General features: G+C 48.1%; 17 protein-coding genes. 13 read left to right on the top strand and 4 right to left on the bottom strand.

Annotated features, from left to right (window positions below):
• Positions 1-25: 25 nt before the first annotated feature.
• Together OEY64_11230 and OEY64_11225 are read right to left on the bottom strand one after the other, a co-directional pair.
• Positions 26-802: a PilZ domain-containing protein gene (locus OEY64_11230; GenBank protein MDH5543523.1), complete on the bottom strand. Its 777-nt coding sequence runs from the start codon at positions 800-802 to the stop codon at positions 26-28.
• Positions 803-992: 190 nt separating this feature from the next.
• Positions 993-2681, bottom strand: coding sequence for a hypothetical protein (locus tag OEY64_11225; GenBank protein MDH5543522.1), 1689 nt, complete (start codon positions 2679-2681; stop codon positions 993-995).
• A gap of 275 nt (positions 2682-2956) precedes the next feature.
• Between OEY64_11225 and OEY64_11220 the strand changes: the two genes are divergently transcribed.
• From OEY64_11220 to OEY64_11200, 5 genes are all read left to right on the top strand, one after another.
• Positions 2957-3874, top strand: a complete 918-nt coding sequence (locus tag OEY64_11220) for an AAA family ATPase (protein MDH5543521.1) — start codon at positions 2957-2959, stop codon at positions 3872-3874.
• A gap of 213 nt (positions 3875-4087) precedes the next feature.
• Positions 4088-5485 carry a class II fructose-bisphosphate aldolase gene (locus OEY64_11215; protein ID MDH5543520.1) on the top strand — a complete coding sequence of 466 codons (1398 nt, stop codon included), beginning with the start codon at positions 4088-4090 and terminating at the stop codon, positions 5483-5485.
• Between the two features lie 43 nt (positions 5486-5528).
• Entirely contained in the window at positions 5529-6026 is a 498-nt protein-coding gene (locus OEY64_11210) for a YajQ family cyclic di-GMP-binding protein (protein MDH5543519.1), read from the top strand.
• Between the two features lie 79 nt (positions 6027-6105).
• A complete protein-coding gene (locus OEY64_11205) occupies positions 6106-6900 on the top strand; it encodes an enoyl-ACP reductase (protein ID MDH5543518.1) in 795 nt (264 codons plus the stop codon).
• A gap of 15 nt (positions 6901-6915) precedes the next feature.
• Positions 6916-7638: a (5-formylfuran-3-yl)methyl phosphate synthase gene (locus tag OEY64_11200; GenBank protein ID MDH5543517.1), complete on the top strand. Its 723-nt coding sequence runs from the start codon at positions 6916-6918 to the stop codon at positions 7636-7638.
• 16 nt (positions 7639-7654) lie between these two features.
• On the opposite strand, the gene OEY64_11195 is transcribed toward OEY64_11200, so the two are convergent.
• Positions 7655-8188 carry a phosphatase PAP2 family protein gene (locus tag OEY64_11195; GenBank protein MDH5543516.1) on the bottom strand — a complete coding sequence of 178 codons (534 nt, stop codon included), beginning with the start codon at positions 8186-8188 and terminating at the stop codon, positions 7655-7657.
• 79 nt (positions 8189-8267) lie between these two features.
• Between OEY64_11195 and OEY64_11190 the strand changes: the two genes are divergently transcribed.
• The 8 genes from OEY64_11190 to OEY64_11155 all read left to right on the top strand — a co-directional run bounded on the left by OEY64_11190 (position 8268) and on the right by OEY64_11155 (position 15253).
• Positions 8268-9233, top strand: a complete 966-nt coding sequence (locus OEY64_11190) for a peptidylprolyl isomerase (GenBank protein ID MDH5543515.1) — start codon at positions 8268-8270, stop codon at positions 9231-9233.
• 44 nt (positions 9234-9277) lie between these two features.
• On the top strand, positions 9278-10174 hold the full coding sequence (locus tag OEY64_11185; GenBank protein MDH5543514.1) for a peptidylprolyl isomerase: 897 nt from the start codon (positions 9278-9280) through the stop codon (positions 10172-10174).
• The gene (locus OEY64_11180; GenBank protein ID MDH5543513.1) at positions 10159-11190 is read left to right on the top strand and encodes a hypothetical protein; all 1032 of its coding nucleotides are present in this window, start codon (positions 10159-10161) and stop codon (positions 11188-11190) included. Before OEY64_11185 ends, OEY64_11180 begins: the two co-directional genes overlap by 16 nt.
• A gap of 102 nt (positions 11191-11292) precedes the next feature.
• Complete coding sequence (locus OEY64_11175) at positions 11293-12483, top strand: cysteine desulfurase (GenBank protein ID MDH5543512.1); 1191 nt, start codon at positions 11293-11295, stop codon at positions 12481-12483.
• A 93-nt stretch (positions 12484-12576) separates the two neighbouring features.
• Entirely contained in the window at positions 12577-13683 is a 1107-nt protein-coding gene (locus OEY64_11170; GenBank protein ID MDH5543511.1) for a cytochrome c family protein, read from the top strand.
• Positions 13684-13753: 70 nt separating this feature from the next.
• A complete protein-coding gene (locus OEY64_11165; GenBank protein ID MDH5543510.1) occupies positions 13754-14026 on the top strand; it encodes a BrnT family toxin in 273 nt (90 codons plus the stop codon).
• Positions 14013-14267: a hypothetical protein gene (locus OEY64_11160; GenBank protein MDH5543509.1), complete on the top strand. Its 255-nt coding sequence runs from the start codon at positions 14013-14015 to the stop codon at positions 14265-14267. Before OEY64_11165 ends, OEY64_11160 begins: the two co-directional genes overlap by 14 nt.
• Before the next feature lie 74 nt (positions 14268-14341).
• The gene (locus OEY64_11155) at positions 14342-15253 is read left to right on the top strand and encodes a DUF4238 domain-containing protein (protein MDH5543508.1); all 912 of its coding nucleotides are present in this window, start codon (positions 14342-14344) and stop codon (positions 15251-15253) included.
• 98 nt (positions 15254-15351) lie between these two features.
• Here the strand turns inward: OEY64_11155 and nrfD are convergent.
• Positions 15352-16534: polysulfide reductase NrfD (gene nrfD, locus OEY64_11150; protein MDH5543507.1), on the bottom strand; the 1183-nt coding region annotated here is incomplete at its 5' end.

The raw sequence follows: 16534 nt of genomic DNA, 5'->3' as shown, positions 1-16534 counted from the left end.
ATGTGGTTATGTTTCGCTGAGCAGATTATTTTCTAATATGAAATTCCGGCTCGATCATCTGTTCAAGCTCCTTTTGATGCAGTGCTTTCAATTTTTCCAGGACCCCGGCTTCTTCGGAACTGATGATGTTTTGCGAAAGCATCCCCAATCTTCTGTCCATGAATGTGTCGATTTCATTTTTAGTTTCGCGGTTCAGCTTTTGGTATTCGATGCCATATGAGGCGGTGCCGTTATCGTACTTTTGAACTCCGCGCACAATGCCCAAAAGGTCGAGACTCTTCTTGCCGGATGTGCTGGAAACTTCCATAAAGAAGTTTATTTTATCCCCCTTATGCAGTCCTAGCTGAGTTGAGATTGCGCACCCCCCCTTGCTTATGTTTGTGATGGTGCCGACATGCGTTGTTTCATCAGGGAGAATATCTCCAATTCTTTTGGTCAATATAACCGGAGTGTCGAGCTGGACATACACCCGTTCAAATTCCCTGTCTACCTTTTCTATTTCACTGGCTGGGAAGCTGAGCATGATCAGCGGGAGTTTCTTTTTCAATATTTTGGTAGTGAAGTTTCGAACGGCGCCGCTCTTGCCGATGACCTTCAGCTTCAGCCCTGAAAATCCGGCAGGTATGCCAACCAGAGAATTGTCGATATTGCTGGTTTTAAAAACTATAAATTGACCGATTTTCCATCTTTCAACAGTGCCGCTATACAGGTTCTCATCCAGTTCGATTTTGACCGATTCGGCGTTATGCAGACAATGGGCTACGAATTCCATGAGACTTGCAGAATTTTTCGTGATTGCCAATTTTCACCTCTCGGAAAGTTCAGTTACATTTGGAAAAATAGTTCCGACTAATCCTCTTTTTTATCCTTGGTTTTAATATAGCAATTGGAAAATAAAATGTCAATAAATATGACAATATAAAAGGCGCACATAAGTGTTACAAGTAATAAGAGATGTAATAAAACAAGACAGAAGGCCCATAAAATAGAGATCAGAAGATGGCCTGATCCCGGTTTAGCGACCTTATCCCCATTCTTATCGGAATCGTTGTGACGGCAATCGTAAGGAGGGCCGCGATAGCAAAGAAGATATATATTTCCACCCCTCCAACCTCCTTTGCGAGGAACTTTTCTGAAAAATAAGCCCATATCGGTCTTGCTCCGAGCATCACCTCAGCGACTATATAGCAGAGGCTTATAAGCATGTAGTAGATAGCTCCCGTCGAAGTGGCTAGCTCGGCTATGTTTTCGTACCTGAACACCGGATAGAGTGCGCCAAGCCCTACACCCAGGCCGGTCAAGCCGATGGTTATAAGGAAAATCCCTCCGGCGGACAACATCATCAGATAGCTGTCGACATCGAGAAAAAGATTGGAGAGGACTATCAATGTTTCAGAAAGGATGAGTAGAGGGATGAGGTAAAAGAAAAATTTTCCCCAGAGGAATTGGCCGAAATCGATAGGTCCCGATTTCAAAAGCCAGAACGAGGCCCCCTCTACGGAGGTGGTGGTGAAGACAAAGCGAACGCCGACCGCGGCGATCACCACCCCTGAAAGGGCGATATTCATGACGGAGACAAAATTCTTTATGAAGAGCGTATCCATGGGGAGGCTCCTTATATTGAATATGTAGACTATGACAAGCGCCAAGAGCATGAAAATCTGCGACCACTGGGCCGGATCGCGGAAGAATACCCTCAAGTCCTTAAGCAACACCGCCTTGAGGGGGGATGGGAGGAATTTGAAGAACGATTCCAGTACCCGATAGAACTCCCTTTTCGGTTTGGCGGTTTGCGTCCCTCTCCCTGCGTGGGATATTGCCCACCCCTTGTAGTATGTTTTAGACACTATCGTGATATTGAAAAGGGTAATGGCTATTGCTGCTAGCCATGACACAACAGTCCAAAGCGCCATGTCGTCAAAATTCATCCTTATCCCTGCTTCAATCCCCCTGGCGGTCCATGTGCTTGGAAGGAACCAGTAGGCCGGCACCTTGAGGTTTTCAACGTATTGCTGGATGAGGTGTTCCGGTATCTCCTCTCCGATGAATTTTTCCGGCTGCAGGAAACGGAAAAACATCACCAGTCCCCCCATGAATACAAGCCCGATTATCGTCAGGAACTGGTGAGTTTTTTTTGCAGGGAAAAAACGCATAAGTAGCACAGTAAAGGTAACCCCGATGCCGGCAGGGATGATGATAAACGGAATGAAACTGAAAACCATCCCGATGTAGTAGAGCCATCCGGATGAATAAGACCCGCCAAGGGAGAGGAATATAGGAATCCCGAATATGAAGAAAATAAGGGAGCTGTTCAGGGATGTCTGAAGGAAGCGGGAAGCGTAAATCCCCCTGATATCAATGGGGGAGGAGATCAGTAGATCTATGTCGCTGGAGAGATAGAAATTGCTGATAGAGGCGATAATGTTCGAGAAAACAAGCATGGAAAAGAAAGTAAGGCATATAACCATAAGGAATTGCGGAATCATGATGTCTTCAAGGTTCAGCGGGAGGGTGACGATATAGTCGATGATTCTTTTAAAAAACCAGTAATCGAATATAAAAAAGAGGATTCCCATCACAGACAGGAGGAGCCAGCCGCGAATTGCCTCCCTGTCGGCAAACCGGAAAGTATTGCGAAGTGACGTTCTTTTAAGGTTCGTCAGAATAAAAAAATCTCTCATATAGCTGATTTTACACGCATTTTGGGTAATGCGGTTAAATGTCGCCGATTTACCCTTTTCCCTGGGATAAAAAAAGGCGATAAGAACCTGTGGATAACTCTTTGCCTTTTCCTGAAGTTGTCATTATCAGGAAAGGTGGGAGGGAATGTAACAATTATCTTGTGTGACTTGCTGAAACAGGTTCTGCAACAAAATTTGCAAAATTTAGGAAATATAATGGGTTTTGGCTATACTGGTAGAAAATGGATTGGAAAAGAGAGGAATTTTAGGCACCTATGAAACCAGAGATTTTTGCGGTAGCCGGAGGTAAAGGTGGCGTAGGGAAATCTGTAACCTCCATTCTTCTTGCACGGGCCTTTTCATTAGCGGATAAGAAAACGGTGCTGGTGGATGGCGACCTCGGGGGGGCAAATCTTCACACCCTCGTCGGGATGAATTATCCCCAGTATGGCCTCATAGATTTCCTCCTTGGGCGCGTTCAATCGCTTGAAGATATACTTCTTTACACTCCGGATAAGAACGTGAGGCTCATAAGCGGAGCTGGCGATTTTCTCGGGATGGCAAATCTCAAGTGGACGGTTAAGGCGAAGCTGATACGCCACCTGAAAAACCTCGATGCCGACAGGGTGATAATCGATCTTGGCGCTGGGGCCTCCTTCAACACGCTTGACCTTTTCTTGACGGCAAAAAAGCATGTTGTTGTCCTTTCACCTGAACCTACTTCACTTCAGAATCTTTGCGAATTTCTGAAGTATTGCGTCGGTCGCCTTTTATACGCCAAATTTTCAAAGGATGAAAAGGTAAAGCTCCTTCTTGACAGGTTTGTGTTTCCCAACAGGCCCGATTCGAATATCACGCTAGGGGAGTTTCTGGAGAAGCTTACTTCCGGTAACAACCAGCTTTCGCGCGAGATAAACACCGTTCTCCAGAATTTTCAGCCGTATGTAGTGGTAAGCATGGCGGAAAACCAGGCGGAGGCTACAAAATATTTCAATATGGTCGAAAAAACCGCAAAAAAATATTTCAAGATGAATCTTTCGCTCCTCTGCACGGTTTTCAGGGAAGAGATAATTCACGACTACATCAGGAACAGCAGATCCCTGTTCGCCATCGATACAGGCGCGAACCACTATTCTCTAATGAAAATGGGGCAGGTGCTGAACAGGAAGACGTCCCGTCTGGTGGGATACTGATCCCTCCCCTTTTGCCGCAATCCTTCATCGACGTAAAATCCGGCGCAACCGGGTGTAATTCCTTTCGTCACAGATTGACACTAATGCCAACCGCATCCTAGAATCAGGACATGTAATTCGGTAAGTAGTATCGGTCTGATTTGCGGCGATATTCTTAATAGGCACTGGTCGGGGCCACAGTCGGTTGTTGGTTTTTTGAGTATTGGAGGGGTTATGGCATTGAGGTTTTTATCCATTGAGGATATGGAGGAGTATCTCCATCCGTTCGTAGACACCGACGGCACCGTAAAGATCATCGACCGGGAGGGTCTCAAAGGGGAGCCGATAGACAGACTGGTCTACAACGCGGTATTCCATGAAAGCCACGAACAGCGGGGAATAACGCGCGCCCTTATTAAGGAGATCGGCATCGGGCTCGGCGTCGTTTCCTCCTCTATCCAGGGGCTGTATGAAGCTATGGGGAGCGGAGAGGTAAAGGGTTTCACCGTACCGGCGGTCAATATCAGAACTCTCACATACGACACGGCGAGGGCGATCTTTAAAACCGCAATAAAGAATAAATCGGGGGCCTTCCTCTTTGAGATAGCAAAATCGGAGATTGCCTACACGTTTCAGGAGCCGGCGGAATACGCGGCGGTCATTATCAGCGCCGCTATAAAAGAGGGGTGGGAAGGTCCGGTATTCATACAGGGGGATCATTTCCAGCTGAACGCCAAGAATTTCAGGGCAGATCCCGAAAAAGAGGTAGACGGTGTTAAGGCCCTTATCAGTAAGGCGATAGACGCGGGATTTTACAATATAGATATCGATTCTTCCACTCTGGTAGATCTCGACAAAAAAGGGATACCGGCCCAGCAGGAAGACAATTACTCGCAGGCGGCAAACCTTACGAAATATATACGCGATCTGGAGCCGAAAGGCATTACGGTCTCCGTTGGTGGAGAAATAGGCGAGGTTGGTCACAAGAATTCTACCGTTGAAGAGCTGGATGCCTATATGGAGGGTTACCTGAAGCTCCTTCCAAAGGGTATGAAGGGGATATCCAAGATGTCGGTGCAGACCGGTACGTCGCACGGCGGAGTGCCGATGCCCGACGGAAGCGTCGCAAAGGTCGCTCTCGATTTTGACACTCTCGAAGCGATCTCCAAACGGGCGATTGAAAAGTACAAATTGTCAGGCGCGGTCCAGCACGGCGCTTCCACTCTGCCGGACGAGTTGTTTCACCGCTTCCCCGAAACGAGAACATCCGAGATACACCTCGCAACAGGATTTCAAAACATGATCTACGACGACGGCCGGCTCCCTTCCGCGATGAAGGAGAAGATATACGGATGGCTACGCGATAACTGCGCTTCGGAGCGGAAGGATGGAGAGACTGAAGAGCAGTTTATCTACAAAACAAGGAAGAAGGGTTTTGGCCCGTTCAAGAACGAGCTATGGACGATGCCCGAAGATGTTCGCGCTTCGATACGCGGGGATCTGGAAGCAAAATTTGATTTCCTCTTCAAAAAGCTAGGCGCGGTAAACAACAGGGATATTGTCGCAAAACATGTTAAACTCGTTGCGGTAAAACCTGATTCGGCAAGAGAGATTGAGGCCGCATCTGTTTGAATTATGGATCAACGCAAACTATATTGTTATCAAGGGGAGTTAAATGGCTGACGAAAGTTCTTTCGATATTGTTTCCAGGATAGATCTGCCGGAGGTGCTTAACGCCGTAGACCAGTCGATGAGGGAGATAAAACAGCGTTACGATTTCAAGGGGAGCATCAGCAGTATCGAGTTGAACCAGAAGGAAGAGAAAATGGTCATCATTTCGGATGACGAGTTCAAGCTGAAGTCGGTTATCGATGTTCTTGAGAGCAAGCTGATAAAGAGAAAGGTGCCTATCAAGAATATTGATTATGGCAAGGTGGAATCGGCCTCAGGCAATACGGTGAGGCAGGAAGCAAAGCTCCTCCAGGGCATCGCGCAGGACAAGGCAAAGGATATCGTGAAGGCCGTAAAAGATACAAAGTTGAAGGTTCAGGCCCAGATAAGGGAAAAAGAGGTCAGGGTAGTTGGAAAGAAAAAGGACGAACTTCAAGATGTTATTACCATCCTGAAGGGTAAGGATTTCGGAATTGACCTGCAGTTTGTGAACTATCGGTAAAAAATTATGTTTATTGACCTTTCGTCGGCTATCCGTTAGCTTTTAGTACAGTCTGATAGGTTTTTGAAAGGAAATTTGAATGGAAATTCTTAAAGGGAAAAAGGCGCTTATAGTAGGCGTAGCGAATGACCGAAGCATTGCATGGGGGATCGCGAAAGTTTTCCGCGAGGCCGGTTGCGAGCTTGGTTTCACGTATGCTGGAGAAGCGCTCGGCAAAAGGGTTATTCCGCTTGCCAAATCCCTGAACGCGGTTTTTATTGAGGATATGGACGTAAATAACGACGAGGCTATCGACCGCGTCTTCAAGTCATGGCAGGAAAAACAGGGAAACCTTGATATCCTCGTCCACGCGGTGGCGTTTGCGGACAAAAACGACCTGAAAGGGGCCTACTACGAAACAAGCCGCGCAGGATTCAAAATGGCTCTTGAAACTTCCGCCTACTCCCTTGTCGCGCTGTCGAAAAGAGCGATTCCGCTGATGACCGGGAGGGAGACAAGTATCCTCACCCTTTCCTACTATGGCGCCGAGAAGGTGGTAAAAAGCTACAATGTAATGGGTGTGGCGAAAGCGGCGCTTGAGGCATCCGTTCGCTATCTCGCGTCGGACCTCGGCACTACCGGCATCAGGGTAAACGCCATTTCCGCCGGGCCTATAAAAACTCTCGCTTCAAGCGGCATTAACTACATGAGGATGATGCTGAAGCATCACGCCGAACTTTCACCGATGAAAAGGAACACTACGCAGGAGGAGGTAGGCAGGTCGGCCCTTTACCTCTGTTCGGACCTCTCAAGCGGTGTAACGGGCGAAGTGGTTCATGTCGATTCCGGATACCATATCGTAGGCACTCCCGATCCACCATCGGAAGAGGAATGACCCATACCTCTTAAAATTCTTGTCAGCGTCATCGACGCTTCGGAATGCGTCGCTTTTTCAAAAACAGGGTTCCCGGATATCATCGATATCAAGGATCCCTCCAAGGGGTCGCTTGGATTCCCATCACTTGCCACTATCCGCAAGGTGAGGGAAATTGTCCCCCGCGATATTCGTCTCTCTGTCGCGATTGGCGACGCTGAAAATTTTCCTGGCAAATATTCTCATAGAGCGGTGGAAGCGGCGAAAGCAGGGGCGGATATCGTTAAGGTGGGTCTTCTTGGGTTCGAGGAGCCGGACGATACCGCACCGTTCCTTGCTGAAATAAGAAGATCTCTTGATGTCTCCGGCTTTGGGAGCGCGCTCCTCGTCGCCGGGCTCTACGCCGACAAGGCGGATCGGAGTTTTATATCCAGATTTCCCGTGATTGTATCTTCATGCGGAGTCTACGCCGCTCTTATCGATACCTATGGAAAGGGTGGAAGTACCGTAAGAGATTTCCTCTCCTCCAGAGAGATATCGGATTTTGCCAGACACTGCCGGGAGGCGGGGATATTATCGGTCTTGGCGGGAGGGCTTGGCAATAGGGATGCCGGTCGGCTGGCCGATGCGGGCATTGATATTGCCGGATTCCGGTCTGCCGTGGCAGGGGACGGGCGGGGGAACATCGGCATTGATGCGGAGAAGCTGAAGATCCTTTACGGGACATTTGACACCTTGAAGGCGGCCGTTTCGAGCTAGATCACTTCTCGCGTCCCTATTTCTTTGGCGCCCATTTTTGAGCGACAGGATCGCCTATGCGGTATGCCGCGTACCCTATCGCTATGCCGGTCAACGCGCCGACGGTGACATCAAACGGATAATGAACCCCGACGTAAACGCGCGAGAATGCCACAAGTGAGGCGGCGACAACTCCGAAAAGAAGGAGTTTTCTTTCAAAAAACCATAGAGTTGAGGCAAGGCAGAATGAGTTCACTGCGTGGGAAGAAGGGAAGCTGAACGAGCCGCTACACCCCGTAAGCAGATGCACGTCTGGCAATGCGTTGCATGGGCGAACTCGCGCGAACATGGCTTTTAATATGCGGTGGTTTATCAGGTCGCTGAGTGCAACGGCTAGCAGTACGACAAAAAAAATAAACAGTCCGCGCTTGGGGTTTTCCCATATCAGGTAGCCGAACAGGATAATCCCCACCGGTATCCAGGTGTTGTACGATGTTATAAGAGGCATGATGAAATCAAGAAAGCTGTTCTCCATCCCCCTGTTTATCGCAAAGAAAAGTGTCCTGTCCATCAGGGGATTTTGACATCATATATATTTTCTTGCAAGAGTAGTTGTATCGGGGTCGATCTTTCCTTAAACTCATATGGTTATGATGAAATTCAAAGAATATGGTTTGCCGGTATTGGCGTTGGTCGCTATGCTCCTTTTTCAAGGGTGCACGAAGGAGCCCCAAGAGCCCGAACCGAGAACAATAACGGTCGCTACCGTAAACGGGCAGAACATTATGGGGAACCATTTCCTCAAGGAATATACCGCGATGAAAACCAGGCTGAGGCTTGCGGAAAAGCTGGATGAGAAAGTGGAAAAAAGATTGCGCGACGGAGTGATCGACAAGATCATTGACTCGGAAATTCTGCTCCAGGAGGCAAGAAAAGCAGGCGTGTCTGTCAGCAAAAGCGACAGCGACTCCCTTGTGGAGGATATTCTCGGCGGATTTTCGCCGGCCAGGCTCCAGTTGATCCTTGAAAAAAACAAATCTGATCTCGGCATCTGGAAGGATCAGGTCAGGAGAAACCTGGTAATTGAAGGATTGATACAAAAAAAGATCGCTCCTCTGGTCGAGATTCAGGATAAGGAATTGAAAAGCTACTACAACGAGCACAAGGAGGAGTTTTCCGTAGGCGAAAGGGTGCATGCCTTTCACATTGTTTTGCCTTCGCTCTCCGAGGCGGACGAGATACGAAACGAAATAGTTTTCGGAGGCGATTTCGAGGAGATAGCTATAAAATACTCTGTAAGTCCAGACGGCAAGAAGGGAGGGGACCTCGGAGTCTTTTCCAGGGGACAGATGCCGGCTGAATTTGATTCCATTCTTTTCGATCTGCAACTTAACGAAATAAGCAGGGTTATTGAATCTCCCTACGGGTATCATATATTCAAGGTAGTTAAAAAGTATAAGCCGACCGCCATGAAATTCGAGGAAGCGAGAGGTATTATATATGAAAGAATGTTTTATCAGCGGCTGGAGGATTTATTTAGCAAATGGATGAAGGATGCAAAGGATCAGTCGGAGATCGTGATATTTTCCGACCGTTTGTACGTGCTCAAGCCGTAATAATACTATCCTGTTTTTTTTCCGCCTTTGCCTGGGCAGAGGTTGTGGATCGTATTGTGGCCGAGGTGAACGGCGAGATCATACTGCAAAGCGAAGTCAGCGAGAGGCTTTTCCAGTTCAAGACCGCTGGTCAGCCGCTTGATCCTGACGAGACCAGGGCAACAAATCAAATTCTCGACATGATGATAGATGAAAAACTGATCATCCAGTATGGCAAGGAGAAGGAGATAAAAGTTCCCGACCGCGAAATACAATCGAGGATAGACGATGCAAGAAGAAGAATGGGAGCTTCCATGAAGGATTTCGAGATGGTGCTGGCCCGCGAAGGGCTGACGCTTGAAGGTTACCGAAAAATGGTGAGCGATCAGATCCTCGCAGGGAAGGTTGTTTCGATGGAGATCCGCTCACAGGCCGAAGTTACGGATGAAGAGGCGCTCGAATATTACAATGAATATCCTGAAAAATTTCGCAAGCCGGTAACCCTGCGCGCGAGACATATCATACTGACATTGGCTGAGGATGCCCCTTCTGAAGAGGAAAAAAAGGTGCTGGCCAGGATCAGGGATATCAGGAAAAAGATCATAGGCGGTCTCTCTTTCGCCGAGGCTGCAAAAGAGATGTCGCAGGGACCGTCGGCCCCAAAGGGGGGAGACCTGGGAGAGATACATCCGGGGGAAATGGTGGAATCTTTTGAAAAAGCGGCCTTCGCGCTAAAACCGGGGGAGGTGAGCCAGCCGGTACGAACCCAGTTTGGTTACCATCTCATTCTTGTTGAAAAAAGAGACGAACCTCAGCTACCCCCTTACAGCAAGATCAAGGTAGAGGTAAAGAACTACATTTATCAGGAGCTGATGTCTCAGGTCAGGGAAGAGTGGCTGAAGCGGCTCAAGAAGGAATCATTTATTGATATCAAGAAGAAGGAAAAATGGACGAGAAAATAGCCGCTAACGGAATAAAGGTGCTTGGCCTTCTTTCGGGGGGGCTCGACAGCCACATCGCCACGAAACTGATGGTAAAGCTAGGTTACGACGTGACCGTGATGAATTTCATGAGCCCGTTTTGCAACTGCACAAAAAAGAGCGATTCATGCAAAAGCGCGGCGCACAAGATAGCGGCGGAGGAGGGGATAAGTATCAAGACAGCTTTCATGGGTGATGAATACCTCGAAATCGTAAGGAATCCGAAATTCGGATACGGCTCCGGCGTAAATCCTTGTCTTGACTGCAGGATACTAATGTTCACCCAGGCAAAAGAGGCGATGAATGAGATAGGGGCGAAATTCATCTTCACCGGCGAGGTATTGAGCCAGAGGCCGATGTCCCAGATGAAAGAGAGGCTCATGAGGATAGAAAAAGAAACAGGGCTGGAAGGCCTTATCGTAAGACCGCTGTCGGCCGCGCTGCTGGAGCCTACCATTCCCGAAAAGGAGGGGTGGATAAACAGGAACGAGATGCTTGCCATCTCCGGCAAATCGAGAAAGGTGCAGATGGAGGTTGGCCGCGAGATGGGTATCCCGGAAGAAAATCTCTGCTCCTCCGGCGGGTGCCTCCTCACAGACAGGCAATTTTCACTGAAGATGAAGGACTTGATAGGGCATACCGAAAGCACCAACGTAAAGGATGCAAGGCTTCTCCAGGTAGGGAGGCATTTCAGGCTGAATGAAAGCGTGAAGGTGATCGTGGGCCGGAACATGGCTGATAATGAAAAACTTGAGAAAATGGCCGGCGAAAAGGATACTGTTATCACGATAAAAAATTTCACCGGACCATTTGTGATAATCACCGGGAGGCCTGAGAACGGCGTGAACGAAATTGCTGCCCGTATTGCCGCAAGATACGCCACCGCGCCCAAAACCGCCGAGGTTGAATGCGAGTTTACCGATATGTCTACCAACGCGACATCAATAATGACGGTTCGCCCGCTTCCCGATGAGGAAGTTGAAAAGTACCGGATTTGATCGAGTGATCCCGGTTCCAATGGGGTATTGGATTATGGAAAATTGGATGGTCTTGCCGCAAGCGCCCTGCTTTAATTATTGGCAGAGTCAGGAGATAGGCAAATGAATAAAGTCTATTTTGATAATAACGCAACCACCCCGATAGTTCCTGAGGTTTTTGAAGCGATGATCCCTTTCCTCAAGGAGAATTTTGGCAATCCATCCAGCACGCACACTCTTGGACGCATTGCCAGAAACGCGATCGAGGAGGCAAGGGAAAAGGTGGCTTTTCTGATAGGAGCCGACCCTACGGAGATCATTCTCTGCTCAGGGGGGAGCGAAGCCAACAACATGGCGCTGAAAGGGGCCTCATGGACAAAGCCCGCTGATGGAAAGTGGAAGGCGATCACAAGCACCATCGAACACAGTTCCATCCTGAAGAGCGCTGAATTTCTCCCGCTGAACGGCTACAAACATCAGACGGTCTCCGTTGATCTGGACGGGGTAATAATGCTGGAAGAGCTCAAGGCCGCTCTGGATGAGAAGACACTGATTGTGTCGGTGATGCATTCGAACAATGAGACCGGCACCATTCAGCCGATAAAGGAGGCGGCGACGATGGCAAGGGGGCAGGGGATACTGTTCCATACGGATGCCGTTCAGTCGGCGGGAAAGGTATCGCTTGATGTTGACGAATTGGATGTTGATCTCCTTTCCATCTCCGCGCACAAACTGCATGGCCCCAAAGGGGTCGGCGCACTTTATGTGAGGAAGGGTACCGAGATAGAGCCGCTCCTTTCAGGCGGAGGACATGAGCGCGGGAAGAGGTCGGGAACCGAAAACGTGGCGGGAATAGTCGGGTTCGGGAAGGCGTGTGAATTGGCTGTGGCGGACCTGGCGAAAAGCGCCGGTTACATCGCCTCACTCCGCGATGAGCTGGAAAAGAGGATATTCACCACCATTCCTCATGCGATATTGAACGGCCATATGGAGAGAAGACTTCCCAATACGCTGAATGTCAGCTTCGAGGGGACGGAAGGGGAGATGCTTCAGATCCAGTGCGATCTCAACGGCATATCGGTATCGACCGGTTCCGCCTGCTCGTCCGGCTCCAGGGAACCATCCCACGTACTTCTCGAAATGGGGGTGTCTCCCGGCTTGATGAACAGTTCGATAAGGTTTTCATTCAGCAAGCTGAATACGATGGGTGAGGTAGATATTGTCATGGATATGCTCCCCGGCATTATCCAGAATCTGCGGGATTCCTCCCCCACATGGGGAAACAATGCCCCTGTCCCGCCGATGGACATATAGAGGAGAGGCGCAGACAGGCAAAAGACAAACGCTTGAAGTAGCCTTGATAATGGATGATACTGTATGCAAATTAACATTTTGCAGGGTAGATAAATGCTGAATAAATTTGTTGTTGTATTAGCGATTCTGTTTCTTGCCGTTGTTGGCAACGAGGCTTCGGCAAAGGATTCCTTTGAAAGCTCCCAAGTATGCAAAGATTGCCACCGCGACATTTACCGCAACTGGCGAAAATCGCTACACGCGCTCTCCTATTCAAACCCGATCTTCCAGACAGCCTACAGAAAGGCGTATACGGATACAAAAGGGGAGGCGAGGAAGTATTGCCTAAACTGCCATGCCCCTACCGTGCGGGTGACGGGGGACTTCGACGCCGATGATGCCATCACCAGAGAGGGTATCACCTGCGACTTTTGTCACTCTATCTCCAGCGTCGATCTTGAAAAACCGGATCCGTTTACCGTAAAGCCGGGGAAGGTGAAACGGTCGGTGCTCGACGGGGCCTCATCCCCATACCATGAAACAGTACGTTCGGACGATTTTGCATCGTCAAAGCTCTGCGCGGGCTGCCATGATTTCAAGAACCGAAACGGCGTGCATGTAGGTGTCACCTACAGCGAATGGAAAGATTCTGCTTTCGCGAAAGAGGGGAAACAGTGCCAAAACTGCCATATGCCCGAAATAGCGGGGAAGACCGCCCATGAGGGGGGGCGGGAGAAAATCCACGACCATTCGCTTACCCACAATGTCGGATCGATGCTGAGCGTGGTAAAGCTGAAAATGGTGGAGATGAAACGGGGTTCAAAAAACCTTGTTGCCAAGGTAAGCCTAACGAACAGCGGCATAGGACATTCCATCCCGACCGGAACCCCCGCGCGGCGCCTTGTGCTGGAAGTGAGCACCAGGGACGGCGAAGGGAAGGTCATTGAAACCAAGCGCAAGGAGTACGGAAAGACGATTGTCGATTCCAAGGGGATAGAGATTGAAACAGATGGCGACGTATTCCTCTTTGGCTCGAAGATAGTCGGCGATAATCGCCTTAAATCGGGTGAATCGAGAACCGAGACATTCTTCTTTGAGACGCGAATAGGGGATGTGAAGGATCTGTCCGCCGAAGTGTTTTTCTTCTACAATCCGGTTATCGCCGAGAAGAACGAGATGAGGATACAGCTTTCTGGCGACGAATGGGAAGTAAAACCGTAGTAGCGACCTCCATTTTTGGGTTTGATGAAATATTTATCCGGCTTCCTGGATTAAGTAGCGGACAGGGGCAATGGAATTTGAATGGGATCTGAAAAAAGCCAAAGCAAATGAACGAAAGCATGGGGTCACATTTCAGGAAGCCTCAACGGTATTTGGTGACAGACTGGCAATTACCTTCTCAGATCCTGATCATTCCATGGATGAGTTGCGGTTTATAACTTTTGGACTATCATGGCAAAAACGTACGCTTGTGGTTTCGCATTCAGACAGGGAAAACGGGATCAGGATTATCAGCGCACGGCTTATGAGCCGCAAGGAAAGGAGAATTTATGAAGAAGGCTAAATCTCAGGATTTGCGCGCTGAGTACCTGCGTACAGATCTTGGCAAGGGAGTCAGGGGTGGGTATTTTGAAGCGTACCAAAAAGGGACGAATCTTGTTCTTCTAAGTCCTGACGTGGCCAAGGCGTTCCCCACGGAAGATGCTGTGAATGGCGCTTTACGATCCCTGATCGATTTGGCGAAGAAATCTGTTGGTCGGAAAAAGTCCCCAGCCGCACGTCGTAAAAAGGCGCACACCAGTTAGATTAACGATCAGCGATATTAGGTAAATTTTGCCAAGTTACCAGAAATTTTCCAAAGGAGTCGGCAATAACAATAATGAAAAAAAGACGGCATCATTATGTTTGGAGGGAATATCTCCGGGCTTGGGCTTCTAATGACCTTATTTGGTGTTATCGAGAAGGCGAAGTGTTTCATTCAAACTTAAAAGGAATTGCTCAAATACGTGATTTTTACAAACTTAAAGAATTAACTCTTCAAGACATTACTTTCGTAAGAAGATTTCTAGTGGAACCATACGAAGGAGAGCAGCGTAAAATAAATGAGGATTGGATCAAATTTTTTAATTTTATATTTGAATTCAAGGCGGAACTCCAAGCGAAAGGAATCAATAGCCAAGAGGTTGAAAAGGTTATAGGTGTAGCTGTTAACAATTTTGAAGAAGATTATCATGGGGTAATAGAAAGTACTGCCATTAAATATCTAGATTCCATAAAAAGACACGACATTAGTTTTTATTGTTCTGATAAAGGGCGCTTGAATTTTTTTTATTTTTTATGTGCTCAGTATTTAAGAACCAATAGGATGCGGGAGAGTGTGCTTGGGAGTTTAACGAATAACATGGTTATGGGCGTAAATTTTAATAATGTATGGAATGTTATGGCCCATATATTTACAACTAATATGGCTTTTGGACTTGCTGAAGATAATGAAAAATACAGGATAGTACTTCTTAATAATAAATCGAAAATTCCTCTTATTGCCGGTGATCAACCAGTAATAAATACCTATGCGATTGGGAAGCAAGGTGACAGCGTTAACGAGCTTGAATTTTACTATCCAATCTCACCTGTCTTGGCGATATTAATTTCCGGAAAAGATGAATATAAATTCATTAAAGAAAAAAACATATCTGATGACGATGCGGAAAGGTATAATCTTTCAATTAAAGACCAATCTCACAGCCAGATATACGCAAGCTCGGAAAATAACATAAAGCGCTACGTGTAGTAATGAATTCAGTAAGGCTTTATTTGTTTGTAGAGTTGGATGGAATAAATTTCGGCAGGATAAAGAGCGGCAAAAACAATCTGTCATCGGTTAAAGGTTTACTCTTCTCTATCGTGCGGCCTTATCGGGAGGAACTTCGTCAATATCAGCAGTATCAGGAACGGCAAAAGCGTAAGGAATATCGAAGTGAATATCCCTTCCTTCTCAAACCAGAGCGGGGTGTAGTGCCTGAATCCGATAAAGCTTTTTGAGAACATCTGCCCGCCGACAACAACGTTCCAGCGCATTATCCATACCTCGAACAGCGCAAGCCCTGAGGCGATGACAACTAGCGGAGTATAGTTTTTCTCGATTTTCGCGAATATCAGCACGGTAAGGATGATAAAGGAACCCCCCATCCCGAGACCCTGCTGAAGAACAACGAATGACGTGAAGAGCTTTGTTTCCAGAAGTTCTCCCACGACTTTCCACGCGTCGGTCGCTTCATAATAGAGGAAGAGGAGTTCCAGCCCCTCCGATACGAGCACGAGGATTATGGAGAACCAGAGGAAGAAGACCAGCGATTTCACGCATTGAAGCGATTTTTCAAGATACCCTTTATACCCGAGGAAAATGTAGAGCAGGATGATAAGCGCTATACCCGACTGCACGGCAGAAAGGAGGAATATCTGCGGCATGAGCGGGGTGGACCACCAAGGATTCGATTTGAGCGAGCCGAAAAGAAAGCCTACATATCCGTGAAGCGTGAAAGCGGCCGGTATGCCCACCACAGAGAGCGTGAATATGAAGCTCCTGTCGACTTTGGCCGACTCTTTGTCTATCTCATACACGCCAAGTGCCAGCGCGCCCCAGAAAAGGCGTTTGATGCCGCTGCTGTTTTTATGGTTTTCCACTATCTCCTTTCTGTAGGCTATCCATATTTCAAGAAGGAGCACGACAAGGTAAAAGCTGTATATAAGGCCGAATCCGGCGATAGCGGAGGTGAAGTTCGGCGTTATCATGATCCGGTATGATCTTTCGGGGTGTCCGAGGTGAAAAAGGAGCGGGAGCGTGGCGCATACCATGAACGAGAGAGATACCAGAAGCGCGAACCTGTGTATCGGCTCCAGCTCTTTCCTGTCGAAGACGTAGTACAGCGCCGAGACCATGAAGGCCCCAGCCACCAGGCCGGTGATGAACGGGTATGTAACGATCATGAGCGACCAGATAATATGAATGTCGTTTGGAAACGAAAATTCCGAATACGTCATCTCTTCGCCCTCATTTATCTTATTACCCTGT

The sequence above is a fragment of the Nitrospinota bacterium genome (assembly GCA_029881495.1).
Lineage (GTDB): Bacteria > Nitrospinota_A > UBA7883 > JACRGQ01 > JACRGQ01 > JAOUMJ01.
Note: the sequence above shows the minus strand (reverse complement) of the source record. Positions and strands in the feature narration are given on the sequence as shown.